The organism is Pantoea sp. EABMAA-21 (assembly GCF_030053335.1).
Classification (GTDB): Bacteria; Pseudomonadota; Gammaproteobacteria; order Enterobacterales; family Enterobacteriaceae; genus Pantoea; species Pantoea communis.
The window spans coordinates 355157-380488 of sequence record NZ_JASGBX010000003.1 but is presented as its reverse complement, the minus strand read 5'-3'; the positions used below and the strand labels follow the sequence as shown (position 1 = coordinate 380488).

Genomic DNA, 25332 nt, shown 5'->3' with positions numbered 1-25332 from the left:
ATGGTGCATCCAGGAGGATTCGAACCTCCGACCGCTCGGTTCGTAGCCGAGTACTCTATCCAGCTGAGCTATGGATGCATCGAGTTAATTCTTGTACAACGCAGGGTGCTGACAACTCACCATGAAAGGAACTGCTCGTTCACTCTTACTTCAGTTTTCCGAATGGTGCATCCAGGAGGATTCGAACCTCCGACCGCTCGGTTCGTAGCCGAGTACTCTATCCAGCTGAGCTATGGATGCATCGGAAATGGCGGTGAGGCGGGGATTCGAACCCCGGATGCAGCTTTTGACCGCATACTCCCTTAGCAGGGGAGCGCCTTCAGCCTCTCGGCCACCTCACCTTACGCGTTCTTCCGAACCGTGCTTCTGAACTTGTTTCTGCTCATCGGCACTGCGTGGCGCACATATTACTTTCCCGCACTTATAAGTCAAACAATTTTTCCCGACTTTTTCTGGATATCGTTCTGTTTGCACAAATGACGCGCAATTAGGATGTTTTGCCGACAAAAAGAGTGATTAATCAACAGCGAAAGCACGTTGCAGTTAACAAAATGGGAAGAAAGAAAATGAGGTTCAGGGCGGAAAAAATGAAGATGGGAGGATAAAAGCGGTAGCGCCTCGCAGGATGCGAGGCGCTGAATCCGTTAGTAACTCGTTTGCTGAGTTTTTTCGGCCTGGATACGCTGATAGATTTCTTCGCGATGCACCGAAACTTCTTTAGGCGCATTGACGCCAATACGGACCTGGTTACCTTTAACACCCAGCACCGTTACAGTCACCTCATCGCCAATCATGAGGGTTTCACCAACTCGACGAGTTAGAATAAGCATTCTTTGCTCCTTGAAAGATTAAAAGAGTCGGGCCTGTTCGGTCTCCCGGCCATATCCATCATATAACGCTGAACAATGTCTATGACAAATACACCATTGTGCATCGCCACGCCAATACATTCTGCTGATAGTTAGTTTAGCCGAAATACACTACATCAACCGGACTTTGTCATTATCGGGTGCACACCGCGTTAAAAAGCGCCAGAACACGGGGGTTCTGGCGCTATTCACGATGCTGAATTTTAATTCGTTACAGTCGGTTACTCACCCACTCCGACACGCCAGCCAGTGCGCCAGCCAGTGCCTCAGGGTTTGTACCACCCGCCTGAGCCATATCAGGACGACCGCCACCTTTTCCGCCAACCTGAGCGGCCAGTTCGCCGACCAGCTCACCCGCTTTGACGCGGTCAGTCAGGTCTTTAGTCACCCCAGCAATCAGTGAAACCTTACCTTCAGCGACCGTTGCCAGCACAATGATGGCCGATCCGAGCTGATTCTTCAGGTCATCCATCATGGTGCGAAGCATCTTCGGCTCAACGTTGTTAAGCTCGCTGACCAGCAGTTTGGTCCCCTTCACGTCCATCGCTTTACTGCTCAGCGAGGCACTCTCTTGCGCCGCTTGCTGATCGCGTAGCTGCTGCAGTTCTTTTTCCAGCGCGCGGACATGATCAACCAGGCCGCGCACTTTCTCATTCAGATTACTGCTGTTGGCTTTAACCACCTGAGCAATCTCAGATATCTGATCGCTCTGCGCATGCAGCTGAGCAATCGCGCCTTCACCCGTCAGCGCTTCAATACGACGCACACCTGCCGCCGTGCCGGATTCAGACTGAATGCGGAACAGGCCAATGTCGCCAGTGCGCGCTGCGTGCGTACCACCGCACAGCTCAACGGAATATTCACCCATGCTAACCACGCGCACACGCTGTTCATACTTCTCACCGAACAACGCCGTTGCGCCGCGCGCTTTCGCTTCATCCAGATCCATTACTTCAGTCTGGATGAGTAAATTGCGACGAATCTGGGTATTAACGATATCTTCAACGGTGCGAATCTGCTCTGGCTTCATCGCTTCGGTATGAGAGAAGTCGAAGCGCAGGTATTTATCGTTGTTGAGTGAGCCTTTCTGACCGACATGATCGCCCAATACTTCACGTAACGCTTCATGCATCAGATGCGTTGCGGAGTGGTTGAGAATAATACGAGCACGGCGCTCTTCATCCACTTGTGCATTGAGGCGGTCACCCACACGTAGCTCACCGCTGTTGAGCTTACCGATATGACCAAAGGCTTTGCCATACTTCTGTGTATCCTGGACACTGAATTCAGCATTCTGCCCAGTTAGCACACCGGTATCGCCCACCTGGCCACCTGACTCGCCATAGAATGGTGTTTGATCCAGAATCACTACCGCTTCCTGGCCAGCCGCGATCTGCTCAACCTGCTGACCGCCAACGAACAGCGCCAGCACGGTGCCTTCAGCCTGCAGTTGGTCATAGCCTTTGAAGTCAGTGGCGGCATCAAAGCGAATCACACTGTTGTAGTCCGCGCCAAAACCACTGGCCTCACGCGCACGCTGGCGCTGCTGTTCCATGGCTGTTTCGAAACCCGCTTCATCAATCTTCAGATTGCGCTCGCGGCAGACGTCAGCGGTCAAATCCGCCGGGAAACCAAAGGTGTCATACAGACGGAAGACCGTTTCGCCATCCAGCGTATCACCTTGCAGATTGGCCAACTCTTCATCCAGTAAAGCCAGGCCGCGTTCCAGCGTTTTAGCGAACTGCTCTTCTTCATTTTTCAGGGCATTTTCAACATGCTTCTGCTGACGTTTCAGGTCTTCACCGGCATCACCCATGACATCGATCAATGGCGCAACCAGTTTGTAGAAGAAGGCTTCTTTAGCTCCCAACATATTGCCATGACGCACTGCACGACGAATGATACGGCGCAGCACGTAGCCACGGTTTTCATTCGACGGGATGACGCCATCAGCGATCAGGAATGCACAGGAACGGATGTGGTCAGCGATGACGCGCAACGATTTATTGTTGAGGTCGGTCGCACCGGTTACCTGAGCAACAGCCTTGATCAGCTTGGCAAACAGATCGATTTCATAGTTGGAGTTAACGTGCTGCAGTACCGCAGCGATGCGCTCCAGGCCCATACCGGTATCAACAGAAGGCTTCGGCAGAGGTTCCATGGTGCCGTCGGCCTGACGGTTGAACTGCATGAAGACGATGTTCCAGATCTCAATATAGCGATCGCCATCTTCTTCCGGGCTGCCCGGTGGGCCCCCCCAGATATGGTCGCCGTGATCGTAGAAAATTTCGGTGCACGGACCACAAGGACCGGTATCACCCATCTGCCAGAAGTTATCAGACGCGTAGGCGCTGCCTTTGTTATCGCCGATGCGAATGATGCGCTCGCGCGGCACACCGACATCGTTAGCCCAGATTTCGAAGGCTTCATCATCGGTTTCATAAACGGTGACCCACAGACGTTCTTTCGGCAGCTTGAACCACTGCTCACCCGTCAGCAGTTCCCAGGCATAAGCAATCGCTTCTTTCTTGAAGTAGTCGCCAAAGCTGAAGTTACCCAGCATTTCAAAGAAGGTGTGGTGACGAGCGGTGTAACCAACGTTCTCAAGATCGTTGTGCTTACCACCGGCACGCACGCAACGCTGAGACGTGGTTGCGCGTGCATAATCGCGTTTATCCTGACCGAGGAAAACGTCTTTAAACTGCACCATTCCCGCATTGGTAAACAGCAACGTTGGGTCGTTGTTCGGTACGAGGGAGCTGCTGGCTACAACCTGATGTCCCTTGCTATGAAAAAAGTCGAGAAACGCTTGACGGATCTCAGCAGTGCTCTTGCTCATATAATTCCTGGAATCACGCTAACGAACGTTCCCTTTCGCGGGCAAACCACATCTGCAGGTTTACCGCTGATTGAGGAACAAAAAGTGGGAATAAGATAAATTTTCTTCAGTGGGAAGTAAAATCCCATCGCCTTTCAGTCGTCAATATTTCTGAAAACTGCCTGAATATCTTCCATCATAAAGCCTTTAGACATTAAAAAGCGCTGTACTTTGCTTTTCTCAGCCCAGGTTTGCGGCAGAGGATCACCAAACTTACGCTTAGCCAAATCGGCCGCACATTGACTCCAGTCCACTTCAGTATCCATCATCGCCTGATTGATCTCATCGCGGCTGATGCCCTTCTGTTGCAATTCCATACGCACGCGCTGTGAGCCGTAACCTTTCCGTGCGCGACTTTGGATAAAGCGTTCGGTGAAGCGCTGGTCGTTGAGCCAGCCACTCTCCTGGCACCAGTCGAGGACCTTTTCCAGCAGCTCATCCGGTATCGGCACATTTTCTTCTTGCTTCAGATAAGCCGCACGCTGAGAAGAGAGTTGCAGCTTACGCTTCAATTCGTCACGGCTGTGGTCACGCTGCGATAGCACACGCATGGCACGATCCAGCAAACGGGAAAATGTCGGCACCGAAGCCGTTGAAGGTGATGATGACATGAATTTGACCTTGTTCTGACTGTTGCGCAGGGTAAAGCAAGAAGACGATCAGGGGAAGTGTTGACGGGGAAAAGCAAACGGGAGCATCGCTGCTCCCGTGGTGGGTATCTTAGAAATCTTCGTTGGTTTCGCTAGCTTCTTCGTAGTCATCAGCAGAGATTTCTGCTGCACCCGCTCCAGCCGTTGCACCCGTCAGCAGCAAATCGCGTAACTTCTTATCGATCTCGTTAGCAATCGCTGGGTTCTCTTTCAGGAAGTTGGTCGAGTTCGCTTTACCTTGACCAATCTTTTCGCCGTTGTAGCTGTACCACGCACCGGCTTTCTCAACCAGTTTGTGTTTCACGCCGAGATCCACCAACTCGCCAAAGGTGTTGATGCCTTCACCGTACATAATCTGGAATTCAGCCTGCTTAAATGGCGCAGCGATTTTGTTCTTCACCACTTTTACGCGGGTTTCGCTACCGACCACTTCATCGCCCTCTTTAATCGCACCGATACGGCGGATATCAAGACGAACAGAAGCATAGAATTTCAGCGCGTTACCACCGGTGGTGGTTTCTGGGTTACCAAACATCACACCAATTTTCATACGAATCTGGTTGATAAAGATCAGCAGCGTGTTGGACTGCTTCAGGTTACCCGCTAACTTACGCATCGCCTGGCTCATCATACGTGCGGCCAGACCCATGTGCGAATCACCGATTTCACCTTCGATTTCCGCTTTCGGCGTCAGTGCCGCAACGGAGTCCACGATGATCACATCAACGGCACCGGAGCGAGCTAACGCATCACAAATCTCCAGCGCTTGTTCACCGGTGTCCGGCTGCGAACACAGCAGATTGTCGATATCAACGCCGAGTTTTTTGGCATACACCGGATCAAGCGCATGTTCAGCATCGATAAAGGCACAGGTTTTACCTTTACGCTGTGCAGCGGCAATCACCTGCAGCGTCAGCGTGGTTTTACCGGAAGATTCTGGTCCGTAGATCTCAACGATACGCCCCATCGGCAAGCCACCAGCACCCAACGCGATATCCAGTGACAGTGAACCGGTTGAGATGGTTTCTACGTCCATTGAGCGGTCTTCACCCAAGCGCATGATCGAGCCTTTGCCAAATTGTTTCTCAATCTGGCCCAGCGCGGCAGCTAAAGCTTTCTGTTTGTTCTCGTCAATCGCCATTTCCACTCCTAATCATGCTGGGTAAGCCGACATCATTGTGTGCCTGCTCGTTCTGTTGCCGGTAATTATACTGTATGACCATACAGTATCAAGTTTAATTTGTCAGAAATTCATCAAGCAGTGTTTGCAGCGCCCAGCTGACGGATTGCCGACGCACCGCGTCACGGTCTCCGGCAAAGATCTGCCGCTGCGCCAGAACACGATCGCCAGGTCCGGCAATGGCAAACCACACTGTACCCACTGGCTTTTCTGCCGAACCACCATCTGGCCCCGCAATCCCGCTCACAGCAATGCCAAACTCGGCGGCGGCGGCATTGCAGGCACCTTGAGCCATCTCACGCACAGTTTGCTCACTGACCGCGCCATACTGCGCCAGAGTCGCTGCCTGCACGCCCACCATCTGCTGTTTGGCTTCGTTGCTGTAGGTCACGAAACCCCGCTCAAACCAGGCAGAGCTGCCACTGATATCGGTAAACACTTTGGCGATCCAGCCACCGGTGCAAGATTCCGCCGCGGTCACCGTTGCCTCGCGTTTCTTCAGCTGTTCGCCAATACGCTGGCTGAGCTGCTGCCACTGTTGGTCGTTCATCGCCTTCTCCTGTTTTGGCGCTGCGCGTTAGCCATAAATGGTGCAACAGAGCACCCTTTTCAACCTCTGCCGCACCAATTTGCGCAACCGCTTCCAGCAATTTTAAAGCGTTCTCACTGCCACCATGAATAAGCGTGGGAAAGCTAACAAAACCTGGCCGTTGGTGCGTGGGGGATAAGCCGGCATTAATGCCTGATGATAGTCATGCAGAAAATCCGCTTGTTGCTGTTCGGTCAATCCAGCGAGGAAAGGACGCAAGCCCGTGGCACGGAGCCAGGTAATGATGGCCTGCGCATCGGCCATCGGGTGATAGTACGTGGTACGCCAGATGTCCACCTGACAGCCAGCATCACTCAGTAAATCATAATATTGTTCCGTGCTCAGCAGGCGTTTGCGATCCGCGGCCTGTGGCGAGATATGTGCCTGCCAGCGTTCACTAGACGCAACCTTACGCATCAAGCTGTGAGAGGCTTCTTCAAGATTGTCCGGCATCTGTATCGCCAGAGCGCCACCGATATCCAGCTGTTCAACCAAATGCGGCAGCAGCGTGTAGTGATCGGTTAACCACTGCAGCGAAGCATTCGCATAGATGACCTGCTGTGGCTGGCTCGCCTGCCAGGTACGAATATCCGCCTGCAGAAAAGTGCAGGCAGGTAACCGCTCTTGCGCTTGTTCCAGCATGGCTGCAGAGCTATCGATGCCTGTAATCACCGCGCCTGGCCACGCTTGCGCCAGCAGCTCAGTGCTGTTGCCGGGACCGCATCCGAGGTCAGTCGCGAAATGCACGTCGGTAAGAGGAATACGTTCTAACAGTTCACGCGCAGGGCGCGTGCGTTCCGATTCAAATTGACGATACAGCTGTGGATTCCAGTCTTGCATGGCAACGCTCCTGTCTGGCTGAAGAGCATCACACTACCTGTTTTCTCAATCGCTAAGCGAAGAGAAAAGTGCGATGTCTCACCTTTTTACCCTCTGTCACTGGTTAATGTCAGTCACGAGCACTAAGTTAAAACAATGTTTCATTTTTAAAAAACGAGGATCGCGTTATGGCTTCACAACCTGAATTAACCGGCGTCTGGTGTCCTTCACTTACCCCTTTCGATCAAGATAATAAGCTCGACATTGATGCGCTGGGCCGCCACTTTGCGCGCCTGAACGCCTCGGGGATTGATACGCTGTTGCTGATGGGCAGTATCGGGGAGTTTGCTTCGCTGACCCAACAGGAACGGCTGATGCTGATTCGCGAAGCTCGTCAGCTTTCGCCACTGACCATGGTCGCGAATATCTCAAGTACCTGCGTTCCCGACATGTTGCAGCTCGCTGAAGCCGCCTGGCAAAACGGTTATGACGCCGTGATGGTTTTGCCGCCCTACTACTATGGGCAAACGCAGAAACAGCTGTTGAGCTACTTTAAAGCACTGGATAAACAGTTAGGCGGCAAGTGGTTTGCCTACAACTTTCCGGCGCGTACCGGTTGCGATTTAACGCCGGCATTGGTAGCAGAATTAGCCGCTGAACTGCCGCAGTTTATCGGCATTAAAGACACCATGGATTGTCTTTCACACAATCGGGCCCTGATTGAAGAAACCAAAAAGGTTCGCCCTGATTTCACCGTGCTTTCAGGGTATGACGAATATCTTCTGCCTAATTTGCTGGCCGGCGGTGCCGGGGTGATTTCCGGCTTAAACAACATAGTGCCGGAGTTGTTTGCCGAGGCGATGCACGCATGGCGAGCGGGAGAGTTAGCGCAGTTGGCACAAATTCAACAGCGTATTGGTAAGCTGATGGCGATTTACACCATCGGCGATGACTTTGTCACGACCATCAAAACCGCAGTGGCGCGCAAATATGATTCTATGAGCAGCCATTCACGTAATTATGGCGGTGAACTCACGGTTGAGCAGTGCGCAGAGCTGGATCGTTTGCTGATGTGATCACATTAAGGGACGGCCGGGCAGCCGTCCCGTTCTCAGTTCTTTTTAACAAACTCAGATTTGAGTTTCATCGGGCCAAAACCATCGATTTTGCAATCAATGTTGTGGTCGCCTTCAACCAGACGAATGCTTTTCACTTTGGTGCCAATCTTCAGGGTTGAAGAACTGCCTTTCACCTTGAGATCTTTGACTACGGTAACGCTGTCCCCATCAGCCAGCAGATTGCCATTGGCATCCCGCACCACCAAACCATCCGATGCTGCATCAGCACTCGGTGACCAGATATGGCCACAAGATGGGCAGTTCAGGTTCTCACCATCCTGCCAGGTATAATCAGCCTGGCACACAGGGCAAGCAGGTAATGTTGTCATGAGCATTCCTCAGAAGTCGAAAGGCGGTGAAGATGGCACCGCAAAAGGGGCGCCATCTTATACCCTCACTCTTTATAAGGACAGCATTAAAGCATGTTGCCCTGACGCGCTTTCGCCACTGCCTGACCCAATTGCCATACCGCCATGGCATAGTGTGTGCTGTGGTTATAACGCGTGATGACATAGAAGTTAGGCAGGCCATACCAATATTGATAACTGGTGCCAAGATCAAGGCGCAGCAGACTCGCCTGGTTATTACCATCCAGCGATCCTTGCGGCGTCAGGCCACTCGCCATCAGCGTATTCACCGGATAAAGCGTTTTAAACCCATTTTCCAGTGCAGGAGCCTGCCCGCTTGCCGGTACGGCAACATTCTGCCCTGCCCGCCAGCCGTGCTCTTTAAAGTAATTTGCTACGCTACCAATCGCATCCACAGGATCCCACAGGTTAATGTGGCCATCACCATTGAAGTCGACCGCATACTCTTTATAGGAAGACGGCATAAACTGGCCGTACCCCATTGCACCCGCAAAGGAACCGCGCAGATCCAGCGGATCATCCTGTTCAGTGCGCGCCATCAGCAGGAAGGTTTCCAGTTCGCCGCTGAAGTAGGCCGCGCGACGAGGATAGCTAAAGGATAAGGTGGCCAGCGCATCCAGCAGACGCGTTTTGCCCATCACCCGACCCCAGCGTGTTTCCACACCAATGATTCCGACAATGATCTCCGGCGGCACACCATAAACCTGCTGAGCGCGTTGCAGCGCGTCCTGATATTGATCCCAGAACGCCACACCATTTTGCACATTATCTGGCGTGATGAATTTATTACGGTAGCGGATCCAGGCGCCGTTTGGCCCCGTCGGAGGCGTGTAGCTTGGTGCTTGTTGATCCATCAGGCGCAGCACGTAATCAAGACGCTTCGCCTGGCCAATCACGGCGTGCAGTTGATCACGGTTAAAACCGTGTTTTGCCACCATTTGATCAATAAACTGCTCAGCCGCTGGATTCCCTGCGAAATCACCAAACATCGGCTGAACGGCGTGTGAAGGTTCCAGTAAAAAACCACCTTTTGGTGCAGGCACAACGGCGGTTTGCTGCTGGGTTGCAGGCTTACTGCTGCAGGCAGCAAGCAAGGCGATAAGTGGAAGAAAAGCAACCTTAAAACGCATTAGATATCCATAAGCCAGATGAAACCGGAAGCCAACATGGTAATCGTTCATCAAAGCGGGATACAGAGCAATATCTTAAATTTACGCCGCTATTCCCTGGTTTCAGTGGGTTGCAGCGAAAATTTGCGGAACTGCTCCACACTTTATCTTTATCGCCCAATTTTACTTTTTACTGCTTATCGCAATTTGTTAAGGTCGGCAGCCAGAATCCATTGCAGCCGGATGATGCGCGCAGGGCAAAATGTTAATATCTGCGCCTTGGTTATCCGTCTGTGAGATAACGCACCACACTGGCCTGCTCATATCGGGCAGCCATGATTGAACGAGTGAATTTTGAGCGAAAACGAGATGAAAGGAGCAGCGCAAATGGACTTTACTGGCCACACGCCCATGATGCAGCAATACCTGCGCCTGAAGGCTGACCATCCCGAAATCCTGCTGTTTTATCGCATGGGCGATTTTTACGAGCTGTTCTACGACGACGCCAGGCGAGCCTCCCAACTGCTGGAGATTTCACTCACGAAACGCGGCGCGTCAGCGGGTGAACCCATCCCGATGGCGGGCGTGCCCTATCATGCTGTTGAAGGTTATCTGGCAAAACTGGTCCAGCTCGGTGAATCCGTGGCGATCTGCGAACAGATTGGCGACCCGGCACTGAGCAAAGGACCGGTTGAGCGTAAAGTCGTGCGCATTGTGACACCAGGCACCATCAGTGATGAAGCGCTGCTGCAGGAGCGTCAGGACAACTTACTGGCGGCCATCTTCCAGAGCCAGCGCGGGTTTGGTTATGCCACCCTCGATATCAGCTCGGGGCGTTTTCGCCTGAGCGAACCTGTCGACCAGGAGACCATGGCGGCAGAACTCCAGCGCACTAATCCTGCTGAACTGCTCTATCCCGAAGATTTCCAGGCCATGGCGCTGATCGATCAGCGTCGTGGTCTGCGCCGTCGTCCGCTATGGGAATATGAAATCGACACCGCACGCCAGCAGTTAAACCTGCAATTCGGCACGCGTGATCTTAGCGGCTTTGGTGTTGAACAGGCTCATCTGGCGCTACGCGCTGCGGGTTGTCTGCTTCAATATGTTAAGGATACCCAACGCACCTCCCTGCCACATATTCGCTCGTTAAGTATGGAGCGCCAGCAGGACAGCGTCATCATGGATGCAGCCACTCGCCGCAACCTGGAAATCACGCAAAACCTGGCGGGAGGTATCGACAATACCCTGGCTGCGGTGCTGGATAAAACCGTCACCCCGATGGGAAGCCGTATGCTGAAGCGCTGGCTGCATATGCCGCTGCGCGATGTCACCACCATCAGTCGTCGCCAGGAATCGATTGCCGAACTGCAATCTCTGAGTGAAGCATTACAGCCAGTACTGCGCCAGGTGGGCGATTTGGAACGCATCCTGGCGCGTCTGGCACTGCGCACCGCGCGCCCGCGTGATTTAGCTCGCATGCGGCATGCCTTCCAGCAGTTGCCGGAATTAAACCATCAGCTGGAAGGTGTCGAGGCGACTCAACTGGTCAATCTGCGTTCGCAGATGGGTGAATTTACTGAACTACGCGAGCTGCTGGAACTAGCCGTCATTGAATCCCCTCCCGTGCTGGTGCGTGACGGGGGTGTGATTGCGCCCGGCTATAACGCTGAATTAGATGAATGGCGTGCGCTGGCCGACGGTGCCACTGATTATCTCGACCGCCTGGAAATTCGCGAACGAGAGAAGCTAGGGCTGGATACTTTAAAGGTGGGTTTTAACGCAATTCATGGTTACTACATTCAGGTCAGCCGCGGCCAAAGCCACTTGGTGCCGATTCACTATGTACGCCGTCAGACGCTGAAGAACGCCGAGCGCTACATCATTCCTGAATTGAAAGAGTATGAAGACAAGGTACTGACCTCAAAAGGCAAAGCGCTAGCGCTGGAAAAAGGCCTGTACGAAGCGTTACTCGATCAGTTGCTGCCACATCTTGAAGCACTGCAGATCAGTGCCGCGGCGCTGGCTGAACTGGATGTGTTGGCTAACCTGGCAGAACGCGCCTGGACACTGAATTACTGCCGCCCGGTACTGCAGGAAAAAGCCGGTATCCGCATCACCGCGGGTCGCCACCCTGTCGTGGAGCAGGTTCTGAAAGAACCGTTTATTGCTAACCCGCTATCGCTGTCAAATCAGCGCCGCATGTTGATCATCACCGGTCCGAATATGGGCGGTAAAAGTACCTACATGCGTCAGACTGCGTTGATTGCGCTAATGGCGTGGATTGGCAGCTATGTGCCAGCCGAAGAAACCGTGATTGGTCCTATTGATCGCATTTTCACTCGTGTCGGTGCGGCTGATGACCTGGCTTCAGGGCGCTCAACCTTTATGGTTGAAATGACCGAAACGGCCAATATCTTGCACAACGCCACGGAGAACAGCCTGGTGTTGATGGATGAAATCGGTCGCGGCACATCGACCTACGATGGGCTGTCGCTGGCATGGGCTTGTGCGGAGAGCCTGGCAAACCGCATCAAAGCGATGACACTGTTTGCAACCCACTACTTCGAACTTACGACCCTGCCGGAAAAAATGGAAGGCGTAGTGAATGTGCATCTTGATGCCATGGAGCATGGCGATACCATTGCATTTATGCACAGCGTACAAGATGGTGCAGCCAGCAAAAGCTATGGTTTAGCAGTTGCTGCATTAGCGGGTGTGCCGAAAGACGTGATCAAACGTGCGCGCAACAAGCTGAAAGAGCTGGAAGCGCTCTCCGGCAGTTCTGCGGCATCCACTGTAGAAGGATCGCAAATGCAGCTGCTGGTGGCAGAAACATCGCCAGCCGTAGACGCACTGGAAGCGTTGGACCCTGATAGTCTCACGCCAAAACAGGCGCTGGAGTGGATTTACCGCCTTAAAACATTGGTCTAGTTCAATTTTAATGAGCGGCGGGTAATGACGTTGCTCATTAGCGTAACGGCCTGATAACGCACATAAAAAAACGGTGACCCAAGGGTCACCGTTTTTTATTGCCGATTACGGCTTATTCGCGAAACAGTGCTTCAATGTTGAGGCCCTGAGTCTGCAGGATTTCACGCAGACGGCGCAGACCTTCAACCTGAATCTGACGGACGCGCTCACGGGTCAACCCGATCTCACGCCCCACATCTTCCAGCGTTGCCGCTTCATAGCCTAACAGGCCGAAACGACGCGCCAGCACTTCACGCTGCTTGGCATTCAATTCAAACAACCACTTAACGATGCTTTGTTTCATATCATCGTCCTGCGTGGTGTCTTCCGGGCCGTTGTCTTTTTCATCGGCCAGGATATCCAGCAGCGCTTTTTCGGAATCTCCACCCAGCGGTGTGTCAACCGAGGTAATACGCTCGTTGAGACGCAGCATACGGCTTACATCATCAACCGGCTTGTCTAACTGCTCGGCAATCTCTTCAGCACTCGGCTCATGGTCAAGCTTATGCGAAAGTTCGCGCGCGGTACGCAGATAAACATTCAACTCTTTAACGATGTGGATCGGCAGACGAATAGTACGGGTTTGATTCATGATCGCCCGTTCAATAGTCTGACGAATCCACCAGGTGGCATAGGTTGAGAAACGGAACCCACGTTCTGGGTCAAACTTCTCCACGGCACGAATCAGGCCGAGATTACCCTCTTCAATCAGATCCAGCAGTGCCAGACCACGATTGCTATAACGACGGGCAATTTTCACCACCAGGCGTAAATTACTTTCAATCATGCGGCGGCGAGAAGGAATGTCACCACGTAGTGCACGACGAGCGAAGAACACTTCTTCTTCCGCTGTCAGTAGTGGAGAGTAACCGATCTCACCAAGGTAAAGCTGCGTCGCATCCAAAACGCGTTGCGTCGCACCCTGTGACAACAGCTCTTCTTCAGCTACTTCGTTATCACCAGGTTCGTTCTCAACGAGAGCCTTCTCATCAAAAACCTCAGCTCCGTTCTCCTCGAATTCCGCATCTTCATGTAACTCGTTAACTTTCAGCGTATTCTGGTTCATAAGCGGCTCCTACCCGTGATCCAAGGGCAGAACACCTAAGGTTCTGCCGGATTATCGCTGCGGTAAATAACGCAACGGGTTTACGGATTTCCCCTTGTAACGAATTTCAAAATGTAATCTAACCGAACTGGTTCCGGTACTACCCATGGTAGCGATTTTTTGCCCCGCCTTAACTTCCTGTTGTTCCCGGACCAGCATGGAATCGTTATGGGCGTAAGCACTCAGATAATCATCATTGTGTTTGATGATGATTAAATTACCGTACCCACGGAGCGCGTTGCCTGCGTATACCACCCTTCCTGAAGCAGTGGCGACAACAGGTTGTCCACGCGAACCGGCGATATCGATCCCTTTGTTTCCGCCTTCCGCAGCGGAGAAGTTATCGATGATCTTCCCATCAGTCGGCCAACGCCAGCTTCCCACTGGGGTTGTGCTGTTAGTCGTGCTGCTGACTGTAGGCGGTACGGTAACCGGAGCTGTGGTCGTTGCCACATTATTTGCCCCTTTCGACGGCAGCATTTTACCGCCTGTCGAACCCGAATCATCAGAATACGTAATAACAGGTTGCTGTGCAACAGGGGCCGATTTAATTTGCGTTTGGTTGGATGCCACCGGCACGCCGCCCTGTGTCGCATCCGCTGCGGTTATCGCATTGCCACCGGTGATGGTCTGGCCATTACCGTTGCCAACCTGCAGGACTTGCCCCGCTTCCAGGCCATACGGGGCCGGGACGTTATTGCGTTGCGCCAGATCGCGGAAGTCATTGCCGGTAATCCAGGCAATGTAGAACAGGGTATCTCCACGTTTAACGGTGTAAGTCTCACCACCGTAACTACCTTTAGGAATATTCCCATAATTACGGTTGTACACGATACGACCATTTTGCGTGACAACATTATTATTGCCACTAACCATTCCCCCGGAGGGTGCAGCTGATGGTGTACCGCCGCTTAACATTCCGCCGTGTGGCATGGCTGGTACGGTACTGTTCTGCGATGAGAGCATGCCACCGCTGCTCGGTGAGGAGGTCATGCCGCCGCCAGAGGACATCATACCGCTGTCGCCACCGCCGCCAATCTGGCTAATCGGAGCTTGCGTGTTGTCGCCTGAGCTACAGCCCGCCAGCCAAAAACCTACCAGTGAGAGTGCCGCCAAACGGCGTAATTGAAATACTGTGCTTCCCGTGCTCATTGATCCCCCGTTATGGCAATCCTGGATGTAACTGTGTCGTGGTTGTGACCGCATGATTCACTGCGCAACAGGCGGAATACGGTCTTTCACATTGATTAACAAGGATAGTAACAATATCAACTGCGCCATGCCATGTAACAGTTGTGAAGATTTACGTAGCAATGGCTCAGGCCAGATCGCCCTGAACTAACGGCACAAAGCGGACGGGTTCGATGATTTCTTCAATTAATTCACCACCCTGACGACGTAAACGCTTTAAAACCTGCTGATCTTCGCCGACTGGCAGCACCATTTTGCCACCCTCACCTAATTGCGCTATCAGCGCAGTCGGAATTTCAGGGGGTGCAGCGGTGACAATGATGGCATCAAACGGGCCACGTGCGGCCCAGCCTTGCCAACCGTCACCATGACGAGTCGAAATATTGTGCAGGTCGAGTTGTTTCAGGCGACGCTTTGCCTGCCATTGCAGCCCTTTAATGCGTTCAACGGAATAAACGTGATTGACCAGATGGGCCAGAATAGCGGTCTGATAGCCCGAACCGGTGCCGATTTCCAGCACGCGCGATTCCGGGCTCAGTTCAAGTAACGCGGTCATCCGCGCTACCATGTAGGGCTGTGAAATCGTCTGCCCACTGCCAATCGGCAGCGCAACGTTTTCCCAGGCTTTATGCTCAAACGCCTCATCGATAAAGCGTTCACGCGGGACATCAGCGATGGCTTTTAACAGGTGCTCATCGTGAATACCCTGCGCACGCAGTTGCTCTAACAGCGTTTCGATGCGCCGGTTCACCATGCGAGATTTACCTCAGCCTCGATCAACCAGTCGCTTAATACTTCCTGCGCCGCATGTGCCGTAAGATCGACATGCAATGCCGTCAACGACACGTAACCTGCATCTACCGCAGCGAAATCGGTGTCGGGGCCCGCATCCAGTTTGTCCCCCGGCGGGCCAATCCAGTACAGGGTATGGCCGCGCGGATCTTCCGTGCAAATCACCTGATCGGCCGGATGGCGGCTGCCACAACGCGTCACACGGAAACCTTTGATTTCCGCTAGCGGTAGATCAGGCACATTGATGTTCAGGATACGCCCGGTGCGCAGCGGTGCGCGGGACAACGCACGCAACAGCGCGCAGGTCACCGCAGCAGCGGTGGCATAGTGTTGATGACCGTTGAGTGAAACCGCCAGCGCGGGCAGTCCAAGATGGCGCCCTTCCATCGCGGCAGCCACGGTGCCAGAGTAAATCACGTCATCACCCAGATTGGGGCCAGCGTTGATGCCTGAAACCACAATGTCCGGACGCGGCTGCATCAGTTTGTTAACCCCAAGAAACACGCAATCCGTCGGCGTGCCCATCTGTACAGCGATGTCACCATTCTCATGGGTAAAAGTACGCAGCGGGGTTTCTAACGTCAGAGAATTTGATGCGCCACTTCGATTGCGATCGGGCGCGACAACCTGCACCTCCGCAAACTCACGCAGTGCGCGAGCCAGCGTCTGAATGCCGGGGGCATGAATTCCATCGTCGTTGCTGAGCAATATCCGCATCTGTTCCTGACCTTTGTTCATTCAACGGGCCCTCAACTCGCCGGGCATCCGCTGTTGGGGTGCCGCACAAACAAGATTTGGCGAGACGAAGATGTTTGCATTCTAGCGGTGAGGCGCGGGAAGTGGTAGGCGTAAATCACGGAACTTCCGGCGTTTGCCGCAACATTATGCAGCCGGAGCAGATATTTACCCGGCGTTGAGGCCGGGTAAAGTGGGGTTATTCATCGCTGATTGGCGCAGCGGCACCGTTACTCAGTAGTTCGCGCACCACGCTGGTGGCGAAACTCCCGGCTGGCAGCCAGAACTGCATCTCCAGCGTGACGTCATCCCACCAGTTCCAGCGCAGATCTTTCGGCACCACCAGCATGGCGCGGCGGGCTGCATCAACGCGCTCACGTTCCAGCAGCGCCAGCAAATCCGCAGCCGGTGCCAGATTAGCCTGCTCAAAGGCCAGCGCGTCACCCTGGGGGCCCAGATCACCTCGCCCGGCGAGCGGCGCGGTGATGCGCAGTTCATGATGATTCACACGCTGCTGCAATTCCGCCAGCTCTTCCGCCTGCGCCACAAACCAACTGCCGCGACCGGCCAGCTGCAGTGCATCACCCGCTTGTACCTGATCCAACACGCCATCACGCTGCAAACGCGCACTGGTGACCTGATTAAACAGTTGGCTGCGCGCAGCAGACAGCAAAATACCTTTCATGCTGCGATCGCGCGGGCGGAATTTCTCTTCAGCCCACAGTTTTGCCTGCGTCAGGTTATTACCGCCGCGGCCAAAGCGTTGTTCACCAAAGTAGTTAGGCACGCCGTTTTGCTGGATTTGCTGCAAGCGCGCATCCACTTCTGCGCGATCCGAAATCTGACGCACAACCAAACGGAACGCATTACCTGCCAGCGCGCCAGTGCGCAATTTGCGCTTATGGCGGATCACCTGCAGAATTTCCACGCCTTCCAGCTGGAAACCGGCCAAATTCGGCATCGCGTTACCCGGCACGCGGAAACACAGCGTCTGCTCAGTCACCGCATGGCGGTCTTTCATCCCGGCATAGCTCATATCACGTTGATGCACGCCGAGGAATTTCGCGATAGCTTCGGCGACAAAGCGTGTATTGCAGCCTATCTTGCGGATGCGCACCAGCACCTGCTCGCCTTCGCCATCATAGGGATAGCCGAGGTCTTCAATCACCACGAAATCTTCGGGATTGGCCTTGATCACGCCGGTGGCGCTTGGAACGCCGTGCAGGTAAAGCAGTTCACTCATACTTAATCGGCCTTCACCAGCAGCGCCACGGCTTCACAGGCAATGCCTTCGCCACGGCCGGTAAAGCCAAGCTTCTCAGTCGTGGTCGCTTTGACGTTGACATCATCCATATGGCAACCGAGATCTTCAGCGATGTTGACGCGCATCTGCGGCACATGCGGCAGCATTTTCGGCGCTTGCGCGATGATGGTCACGTCGACATTACCAATGCGATAACCTTTCTGCTGAATACGACGCCAGGCTTCACGCAGCAAGCCACGGCTGTCCGCCCCTTTGAAGGCGGGATCGGTGTCCGGGAATAGCTTGCCGATATCGCCCATCGCCACCGCGCCCAGCAGCGCATCCGTTAATGCATGCAGTGCCACATCGCCATCTGAATGGGCAATAAAACCGTGTTCGAAGGGAATACGCACCCCGCCAATCACTAACGGACCTTCGCCGCCAAAAGCGTGAACGTCAAAACCGTGACCGATACGCATCATGCGCTCTCCTTTAACTGAATCTGGGTGAGATAGAAGGCCGCCAGCGCCAGATCTTCTGGCCGCGTCACCTTAATATTGTCGCTGCGTCCGCTGACGAGCTCTGGATGATAGCCGCAGTATTCCAACGCCGACGCTTCATCGGTAATGGTAGCGCCTTCATGGAGTGCACGCGTTAAACACGCCGTCAGCAGTTGATGCGGGAAAAATTGTGGCGTGAGTGCGTGCCAGAGATCTTCGCGTTCAACGGTATGCGCAATCGCCGTTTTGCGAGGTTCAGCACGCTTCATGGTGTCACGCACCGGTGCCGCCAGAATCGCACCCACTTTACTGTGCTCACGAACTGCCAGCAGGCGTGCCAGATCATCCGGGTGCAAGCATGGCCGCGCGGCATCGTGCACCAGTACCCATTCGCTATGCTTAATCGCCTGCAAACCTGCCAGCACCGACTCAGCACGCGTGTCGCCACCTGTCACGCGCAGTACGCGTGAATCCTGCGCCAGTGGCAGCGAATCAAACCAGCCATCATCAGGACTGATGGGCACGATCACTTGTTTAACGGCTGGATGAGCCAGCAAGCGCGCAACGCTGTGTTCAAGAAGGGTAAATTGACCAATGGTCAGATACTGTTTTGGGCAGGCAGCCTGCATACGGCTGCCCACGCCTGCGGCAGGCACCACGGCAATCACATCCGCAAGGGAAGAGAGGTTGTTCATGGTTTATCGTTGTTGATTTTGCGCAGCTTGTTGCGCGTTACGTTTATTCTGGTCTGGAACCAGACGATAGAAAGTCTCACCGGGCTTAATCATACCCAGTTCATTACGTGCACGTTCCTCAATTGCTTCTGAACCGCCATTGAGGTCATCAATTTCGGCAAACAACTGATCGTTACGTGCTTTGAGTTTGGCGTTATTCGCCTGTTGCGACGCGACGTCTTCATTGACGCGCGTATAGTCATGAATACCGTTCTTACCCAGCCACAAGGAATATTGGAGCCATCCCAGCAGCACGAGCAACAGTAACGTCAGTTTTCCCATCCCCGCCCCCTGAAAAACGGCCTAATCATCCCATAACTTCGCACAGGACTCCACAGCGACAGCGAAAATGCCAGCAGCAGACGATTGTCTGTACAAAAAAACGGCAAGGCTAAAAGCGGGACGGCAGGTAAAGTTTTGTAACCTGCCGATGCGTTTGCACATCAGGATCGGACTACCAACCCGAGAGAAATGAGAACAGCAGCCAGAACAGGCACACCACCACGATAGCGGTGATCACCCCACTCCAGAACAGGCGTCCGCGAATCATTAAGCTCAGTACAATACCAATCAGCACCGATACCGGTAGCAGCGCCAAAAAGAACGGCCAGGTGTAGAGGAAGAAGAATAGCGTGTTGGAACCGTAGAGCATGAACGGAATCGCCAGCGCGCACCAGTACGAGAGAAAGCCAATCACGCCGCCCGGCAGTGATGAGCGGGACTCATCTGGGGTGCGTTCATCTTTGCGTGCCAGCATGGGGGTAACGTTCTGCATAGAGATCCTGTTGACGCTAAAAAGCGGCAAACCAATCGAGATTTGCCGCTGTCGGTTCAGGATCTGATGATATCGCGGTGACGCAGGAGGTCTAACAATTGGGCGGTCAAGTTTGTAACTAATTGTTCGCCATCTAAGTGAATTTCCGGCGCGTCTGGCGCCTCATAAACACTGTCGATACCGGTAAAATTGCGCAGCTCACCGGCACGCGCTTTTTTATACAAACCTTTGGGGTCACGCGCTTCACACACGGCCAGCGGCGTATCGACAAACACTTCGACAAATTGCCCGGTGCCGAGCAAATCACGCACCATCTGACGCTCCGTGCGATGCGGCGAAATAAAGGCAGTTAATACCACTAAACCGGCATCCACCATCAGTTTCGCCACTTCTCCCACGCGCCGGATGTTCTCTTTGCGATCGTCATCGCTGAAGCCGAGGTCACGGCACAGGCCGTGACGCACGTTGTCACCATCCAGCAGATAGGTGCTGACGCCCGCCCGATGCAGCGCCTGCTCCAGTGCACCCGCTACGGTGGATTTACCCGAGCCTGATAGCCCGGTAAACCACAGCACTACGCCTTGATGGCCGTGCTGCTGTTCTCGCTCTTCACGCGTTACCGGATGATCGTGCCACACCACGTTTTCGTCGTGTTGTGCCATTACTTGCCACCCAGCAGGTCGCGCGCATTCCAGTGAGGGAAGTGACGACGCACCAGCGCATTCAACTCCAGTTCGAATTCACTGAACTGGCCAGCCTGCCCACGCACATCACTCAGTGGCTGATTGATCATTCCCGCACCGACTGTGACATTGCTCAGACGATCGATAAAGATCATGCCACCGGTCACCGGGTTCTGCTGATAGGCATCCAGTACCATCGGCTCATCAAACGTGATCTCGACCAAGCCGATACCGTTCAGTGGCAGACTTTCCACCGCACGTTTCTCCAGCGTGTTGATCTCCACCTGATGAATGATCTTTTCCACGCGGCCACGCGCTTTCTTACCGGCGATCTTCACTTCATAGCTCTGACCCGGCTGCAGTGGCTGTTCTGCCATCCACACCACATCCACGGTGGCAGATTGCACTGCCTGCAATTCTGCAGCGGCATCGACCAGTAGGTCGCCACGGCTGATGTCGATCTCATCTTTCAGCACCAGCGTAATCGCTTCACCCGCTGCTGCTTCCTGCAGATCGCCATCGAAAGTGACGATACGTGAAACCGAAGACTCGACGCCTGAAGGCAATACTTTCACGCGCTGTCCGACCTGCACCGTACCGGAGGCCAGCGTACCGGCATAACCACGGAAATCGAGGTTTGGACGGTTCACATACTGCACCGGGAAGCGCATCGGCTGATGATCCACCACGCGGTTCAGTTCCACGGTTTCCAGCACGTCGAGCAGCGTAGGGCCGCTGTACCATGGCATGGTCACACTTGGCGTCGCCACGTTATCGCCTTCCAGCGCAGACATCGGCACAAAGCGAATATCCAGATCTTCAGGGAGCTGGCCAGCAAAATCGAGGTAAGACTGTTTGATCTGTTCAAACGTCTCCTGTTTATACTCCACCAGATCCATCTTGTTGATGGCGACCACCAGGTGTTTGATACCCAGCAGCGTAGAGATAAAGCTGTGACGACGCGTCTGATCCAGCACGCCTTTACGCGCATCGATCAGCAGAATCGCCAGATCACAAGTGGATGCGCCGGTCGCCATGTTGCGGGTGTACTGCTCGTGTCCCGGCGTGTCGGCGATGATAAATTTGCGCTTCTCGGTGGAGAAGTAGCGATATGCCACGTCGATGGTGATGCCCTGCTCACGCTCGGCCTGCAAGCCATCCACCAGCAGCGCCAGATCGAGTTTCTCGCCCTGGGTGCCATGACGCTTGCTGTCGTTGTGCAGCGAAGAGAGCTGATCTTCATAAATCTGACGGGTATCGTGCAGCAGGCGACCAATCAGCGTACTTTTGCCGTCGTCGACGCTACCGCAGGTCAGGAAACGCAGCAGGCTTTTGTGTTGTTGCGCGGTCAGCCAGGCTTCTACGCCGCCCTGATCGGCAATCTGTTGTGCAATTACGGTGTTCATCTGCGTCTCCTTAGAAATAACCCTGACGTTTCTTCATTTCCATCGAACCGGCCTGGTCGCGGTCAATCACACGGCCCTGGCGTTCACTGGTGGTGGAGACCAGCATCTCTTCAATAATTTCCGGCAGCGTTTGCGCTTCGGATTCCACCGCACCGGTCAGCGGCCAGCAGCCGAGGGTACGGAAACGCACCATACGCTGTTTGATCACTTCGCCAGGCTGCAGATCAATGCGATCGTCATCAATCATCATCAGCATGCCATCACGCTCCAGCACCGGACGCGGTGCCGCAAGGTACAGCGGAACGATCTCGATGTTTTCCAGGAAGATGTACTGCCAGATATCCAGCTCGGTCCAGTTGGAGAGCGGGAACACGCGGATGCTTTCGCCTTTGTTGATCTGGCCGTTGTAGTTGTGCCACAGCTCTGGACGCTGATTTTTCGGATCCCAACGATGGAAACGGTCACGGAACGAGTAAATACGCTCTTTGGCGCGTGACTTCTCTTCGTCACGACGCGCACCACCGAAAGCGGCATCAAACCCGTACTTATTCAGCGCCTGCTTCAGGCCCTCGGTTTTCATGATGTCGGTGTGTTTGGCGCTACCGTGGACAAACGGATTGATGCCCATCGCTACGCCTTCCGGGTTGCGGTGAACCAGCAGTTCCGCGCCCATGTTTTTCACGGTGCGATCGCGAAACTCGTACATTTCACGGAATTTCCAGCCGGTATCAACGTGCAGCAGCGGAAATGGCAGCGTGCCAGGATAGAAGGCTTTACGCGCCAGATGCAGCATTACCGAGGAGTCTTTACCGATGGAGTACATCATCACCGGATTGCTGAACTCGGCCGCCACCTCGCGGATGATATGGATACTCTCTGCCTCCAGCTGGCGCAGATGAGTAAGACGATTTTGGTCCATAATTTTTCCTCAAGCCAAATTGACAACGGCGGACTCACGAGCCCCCTGCTGTGCCGAATGTTGGAACCAGGCTAATTGCCCGTGCAAATTCACCACTTCACCCACCACAATCAGGGCCGGTGTGGGCGCGGCAACCGCCAGCGCCTCAAGCTGATCTAAGGTACCGGTCAGCACTTGTTGATTCTGACGCGTGCCGCAGCCAATGACGGCTACCGGCGTTGATGCCGCGCGTCCATGTTTGATAAGGCCCGCCGCAATTTCTGCCGCTTTCAACGTGCCCATATAAATCGCTAAGGTCTGACGCGCACGCGCCAGCGTCGGCCAGTCAATGCCTGCGCTATCACTGCGTAAGTGGCCGGTAACAAACAGCACGCTCTGCGCGTGATCGCGATGGGTTAACGGAATCCCGGCATAAGCAGTGGCTCCCGCTGCCGCAGTAATGCCCGGCACCACCTGGAAAGGAATGCCCGCCGCTTTCGCCGCCTGCAGCTCTTCGCCGCCGCGACCGAAGATGAACGGATCGCCGCCTTTCAGACGCACCACGCGTTTACCCTGCTGCGCCAGCTCAACCAGCATCGCATTGGTCTCTTCCTGGGATACGGAGTGTGCTCCAGCACGTTTACCGACGCAGATGCGGTCAGCATCACGGCGCACCAGCTCCAGCACTTCGTCACTCACCAGATGGTCATACAGCACCACATCCGCCAGCTGCATCACCTGCAGGCCGCGCAGCGTCAGTAAACCGCTGTCACCCGGACCGGCACCCACCAGGGTGATTTCACCCTGATTGTCGCTGCTGTTCTCTAACTCGCGATCCAGCGTGCGGCGGGCCTCATTGACGTTACCGGCTGACATCTGGCTGGCGAACAAACCGTTAAATGCCCGCTCCCAAAAACGACGACGTTCCGACATGCTGTGATAGCGCTGTTTAACTTTGTCACGCCACTGTCCTGCCACTTCAGCCATCTGACCGAGGTTGGCAGGTAACAGCGACTCAATTTTTTCACGTAATAAGCGGGCCAGCACTGGCGCCGTACCACTAGAGGAGATCGCCACCACCAAGGGGGAGCGGTCGACAATAGAGGGGAAGATAAAACTGCACTTGGGCTGATCGTCGACAACGTTGACCAGCTTGTGGCGGGCATTGGCGGCGTCAAAGACTTGCGCATTGAGCGCGTTATCGTCAGTGGCAGCGATGACTAAAAAGACGCCATCCAGCTGAACCGGATCGAAGTGATGTGCAATCCACTCGATGGCGTCGATTTCCAGCAGCGCCTGCAACTCATGGCCAAGGTCGCGCGCAGCTACCCGCACGCGCGCACCGGCACGTCGCAGCAGTTCGATTTTACGCGCCGCGATTTCACCACCGCCGACAACTAGCACCGGACGGTTTTTGAGATCGGCAAAGAGAGGCAGATAATCCACGTTAACCTTGCTAGTTTTACAATAAGTTAACGCGACTATACGTCCCTGCCTTCTGGCAGATGAAATTACGAATTGGCATTAGTAGTTACCGAATGGAATAACGCCCCAGGATTGCTGATAACAATTTGTGCTTAACAAATGATATTGCTGGTGTTTCGGAGCAATTCAAATTGTGCAATCGCGGTCACAGTTTCATACTAATCCAGAATTTTTTTAGCCTGACGGGATGTCACAAAAGGACCTTAACTATGTTTGCCACCCTCCGCCGCACCGTGCTGGCTGCACTGATCGCGGGCGGTTTGCCTCTCTTTGCCCAAGCCGCAACCTATGCGCCGGGGCATTTTGCCGAACAGCAGCTGCGCCACATCGCCACCTATTTTCCTGGCCGTATGAGCGGCAGCCCTGCTGAGCTGATGACGGCCGATTATCTGCAACAGCAATTCACCGAGCTGGGTTACAAGAGTAATACCCGCCAGTTCAATACCAGCTACAACTGGTTAGAGCGCAAGGGTGAGACGCGCCCGCGCAAGGTATCCGCCACCTCGGTCATTGCCGCGCGGGCCGGCGCGGTGCCGCAAGAGATCCTGATCGTCACGCATCTCGACACCTGGACGCCACTCAGCCGTCATGAAGCGGATAACAATCTGGGCGGCCTGCGTTTACAAGGCGTCGATGACAATGCTTCTGGCCTTGGCGTAATGCTGGAGCTGGCTCAGCAGTTGAGTAAAACCCCGCTGCACTACGGTGTGCGTTTTGTCGCGCTTAGCGCTGGTGAAGCCGGGCTGCAAGGGATGGATGACTACCTGTCGCGGATGAGTGCGCAGGAGAAAAAGAACACGCTGCTGGTGATTGATCTCAACAGTCTGATCGTCGGCGATCACCTCTATTTTAACAGTGGTGCCAATACGCCCTCAGCGGTACGCAAGCAGACCAGCGCGCGCGCCGTGCAGCTCGCGCATCGCTACGGTATTTCCGCCGCCAGCCACACGCTGACGGCACGCGACTATCCGGGCGTGAATCCGTTTGATAAAGCCGGCATGCCGCTGCTGGATGTCACCGCCGCCAACTGGGCGCTGGGTAATAAAGATGGACAGCAGCAGCGGGCGCACAGCAGCCACTTCCCGGAGGGCAACGTACGCCACCAGACGGACCGCGATAACCTCAATTATCTGGATCGCTGGCTACCGGGCCGGATTACGCAACGCACGCGTGATAGCGTAAAGATCTTACTGCCGCTGGTCACTGAGCTGGCTAACCCAACAACTTAAGGATTT

General features: G+C 54.3%; 24 protein-coding genes and 3 tRNA genes. 3 read left to right on the top strand and 24 right to left on the bottom strand.

What is annotated here, in order from left to right; genetic code table 11:
* Position 1: 1 nt before the first annotated feature.
* The 9 genes from QMZ65_RS07130 to tam all read right to left on the bottom strand — a co-directional run bounded on the left by QMZ65_RS07130 (position 2) and on the right by tam (position 7006).
* Positions 2-78: transfer RNA gene (locus tag QMZ65_RS07130), tRNA-Arg, on the bottom strand.
* An 85-nt stretch (positions 79-163) separates the two neighbouring features.
* A tRNA-Arg gene (locus QMZ65_RS07125) sits at positions 164-240 on the bottom strand.
* A gap of 8 nt (positions 241-248) precedes the next feature.
* Positions 249-341 (bottom strand) — tRNA-Ser (locus tag QMZ65_RS07120).
* 303 nt (positions 342-644) lie between these two features.
* Positions 645-830 (bottom strand): carbon storage regulator CsrA, encoded by a 186-nt coding sequence (gene csrA / locus QMZ65_RS07115; protein WP_004155916.1) that lies wholly within the window; start codon positions 828-830, stop codon positions 645-647.
* 250 nt (positions 831-1080) lie between these two features.
* Positions 1081-3708, bottom strand: a complete 2628-nt coding sequence (gene alaS / locus QMZ65_RS07110; RefSeq protein ID WP_097117951.1) for an alanine--tRNA ligase — start codon at positions 3706-3708, stop codon at positions 1081-1083.
* A gap of 134 nt (positions 3709-3842) precedes the next feature.
* Entirely contained in the window at positions 3843-4358 is a 516-nt protein-coding gene (locus QMZ65_RS07105) for a regulatory protein RecX (protein ID WP_176505750.1), read from the bottom strand.
* Positions 4359-4467: 109 nt separating this feature from the next.
* Positions 4468-5538 (bottom strand): recombinase RecA, encoded by a 1071-nt coding sequence (recA, locus tag QMZ65_RS07100; RefSeq protein WP_034822205.1) that lies wholly within the window; start codon positions 5536-5538, stop codon positions 4468-4470.
* 94 nt (positions 5539-5632) lie between these two features.
* Positions 5633-6127, bottom strand: a complete 495-nt coding sequence (gene pncC / locus QMZ65_RS07095; RefSeq protein ID WP_283215668.1) for a nicotinamide-nucleotide amidase — start codon at positions 6125-6127, stop codon at positions 5633-5635.
* A gap of 102 nt (positions 6128-6229) precedes the next feature.
* Positions 6230-7006, bottom strand: coding sequence for a trans-aconitate 2-methyltransferase (gene tam, locus QMZ65_RS07090; protein WP_283215667.1), 777 nt, complete (start codon positions 7004-7006; stop codon positions 6230-6232).
* A 167-nt stretch (positions 7007-7173) separates the two neighbouring features.
* Between tam and QMZ65_RS07085 the strand changes: the two genes are divergently transcribed.
* Positions 7174-8061 carry a dihydrodipicolinate synthase family protein gene (locus tag QMZ65_RS07085; RefSeq protein WP_097117954.1) on the top strand — a complete coding sequence of 296 codons (888 nt, stop codon included), beginning with the start codon at positions 7174-7176 and terminating at the stop codon, positions 8059-8061.
* 35 nt (positions 8062-8096) lie between these two features.
* Here the strand turns inward: QMZ65_RS07085 and QMZ65_RS07080 are convergent, their stop codons facing one another.
* The gene (locus QMZ65_RS07080) at positions 8097-8432 is read right to left on the bottom strand and encodes a zinc ribbon domain-containing protein YjdM (protein WP_034822198.1); all 336 of its coding nucleotides are present in this window, start codon (positions 8430-8432) and stop codon (positions 8097-8099) included.
* 86 nt (positions 8433-8518) lie between these two features.
* Complete coding sequence (mltB, locus tag QMZ65_RS07075; protein ID WP_034822196.1) at positions 8519-9601, bottom strand: lytic murein transglycosylase B; 1083 nt, start codon at positions 9599-9601, stop codon at positions 8519-8521.
* 348 nt (positions 9602-9949) lie between these two features.
* Between mltB and mutS the strand changes: the two genes are divergently transcribed.
* Positions 9950-12511 (top strand): DNA mismatch repair protein MutS, encoded by a 2562-nt coding sequence (mutS, locus tag QMZ65_RS07070; protein ID WP_502921519.1) that lies wholly within the window; start codon positions 9950-9952, stop codon positions 12509-12511.
* A gap of 112 nt (positions 12512-12623) precedes the next feature.
* Here mutS and rpoS read toward each other — a convergent pair whose 3' ends face one another.
* The 13 genes from rpoS to cysG all read right to left on the bottom strand — a co-directional run bounded on the left by rpoS (position 12624) and on the right by cysG (position 24058).
* Positions 12624-13616, bottom strand: a complete 993-nt coding sequence (gene rpoS / locus QMZ65_RS07065) for an RNA polymerase sigma factor RpoS (RefSeq protein WP_034822992.1) — start codon at positions 13614-13616, stop codon at positions 12624-12626.
* A gap of 51 nt (positions 13617-13667) precedes the next feature.
* Positions 13668-14807: a murein hydrolase activator NlpD gene (gene nlpD, locus QMZ65_RS07060; protein ID WP_097117956.1), complete on the bottom strand. Its 1140-nt coding sequence runs from the start codon at positions 14805-14807 to the stop codon at positions 13668-13670.
* Positions 14808-14973: 166 nt separating this feature from the next.
* Entirely contained in the window at positions 14974-15600 is a 627-nt protein-coding gene (locus QMZ65_RS07055) for a protein-L-isoaspartate(D-aspartate) O-methyltransferase (RefSeq protein WP_097117957.1), read from the bottom strand.
* A complete protein-coding gene (gene surE / locus QMZ65_RS07050) occupies positions 15594-16355 on the bottom strand; it encodes a 5'/3'-nucleotidase SurE (RefSeq protein WP_160833128.1) in 762 nt (253 codons plus the stop codon). Before surE ends, QMZ65_RS07055 begins: the two co-directional genes overlap by 7 nt.
* 217 nt (positions 16356-16572) lie before the next feature.
* Positions 16573-17616 carry a tRNA pseudouridine(13) synthase TruD gene (truD, locus tag QMZ65_RS07045; RefSeq protein WP_097117958.1) on the bottom strand — a complete coding sequence of 348 codons (1044 nt, stop codon included), beginning with the start codon at positions 17614-17616 and terminating at the stop codon, positions 16573-16575.
* A gap of 2 nt (positions 17617-17618) precedes the next feature.
* Positions 17619-18095: a 2-C-methyl-D-erythritol 2,4-cyclodiphosphate synthase gene (ispF, locus tag QMZ65_RS07040; protein WP_045816453.1), complete on the bottom strand. Its 477-nt coding sequence runs from the start codon at positions 18093-18095 to the stop codon at positions 17619-17621.
* On the bottom strand, positions 18095-18811 hold the full coding sequence (gene ispD / locus QMZ65_RS07035) for a 2-C-methyl-D-erythritol 4-phosphate cytidylyltransferase (protein ID WP_058961494.1): 717 nt from the start codon (positions 18809-18811) through the stop codon (positions 18095-18097). The genes ispF and ispD overlap by 1 nt, the downstream gene beginning before the upstream one ends.
* A 3-nt stretch (positions 18812-18814) precedes the next feature.
* Positions 18815-19132, bottom strand: coding sequence for a cell division protein FtsB (gene ftsB, locus QMZ65_RS07030; RefSeq protein WP_007893240.1), 318 nt, complete (start codon positions 19130-19132; stop codon positions 18815-18817).
* A 172-nt stretch (positions 19133-19304) separates the two neighbouring features.
* The gene (locus QMZ65_RS07025; protein WP_058961495.1) at positions 19305-19625 is read right to left on the bottom strand and encodes a DUF3561 family protein; all 321 of its coding nucleotides are present in this window, start codon (positions 19623-19625) and stop codon (positions 19305-19307) included.
* A 56-nt stretch (positions 19626-19681) separates the two neighbouring features.
* Positions 19682-20287: an adenylyl-sulfate kinase gene (cysC, locus tag QMZ65_RS07020; protein ID WP_097117959.1), complete on the bottom strand. Its 606-nt coding sequence runs from the start codon at positions 20285-20287 to the stop codon at positions 19682-19684.
* Positions 20287-21714: a sulfate adenylyltransferase subunit CysN gene (gene cysN / locus QMZ65_RS07015; RefSeq protein ID WP_283215665.1), complete on the bottom strand. Its 1428-nt coding sequence runs from the start codon at positions 21712-21714 to the stop codon at positions 20287-20289. Before cysN ends, cysC begins: the two co-directional genes overlap by 1 nt.
* Before the next feature lie 10 nt (positions 21715-21724).
* A complete protein-coding gene (cysD, locus tag QMZ65_RS07010) occupies positions 21725-22633 on the bottom strand; it encodes a sulfate adenylyltransferase subunit CysD (RefSeq protein WP_034823008.1) in 909 nt (302 codons plus the stop codon).
* Between the two features lie 9 nt (positions 22634-22642).
* Complete coding sequence (gene cysG / locus QMZ65_RS07005; RefSeq protein WP_283215664.1) at positions 22643-24058, bottom strand: siroheme synthase CysG; 1416 nt, start codon at positions 24056-24058, stop codon at positions 22643-22645.
* Positions 24059-24306: 248 nt separating this feature from the next.
* On the opposite strand from cysG, the gene QMZ65_RS07000 reads away from it, so the two are divergent.
* Complete coding sequence (locus tag QMZ65_RS07000) at positions 24307-25326, top strand: aminopeptidase (RefSeq protein ID WP_283215663.1); 1020 nt, start codon at positions 24307-24309, stop codon at positions 25324-25326.
* Positions 25327-25332 lie beyond the last annotated feature (6 nt).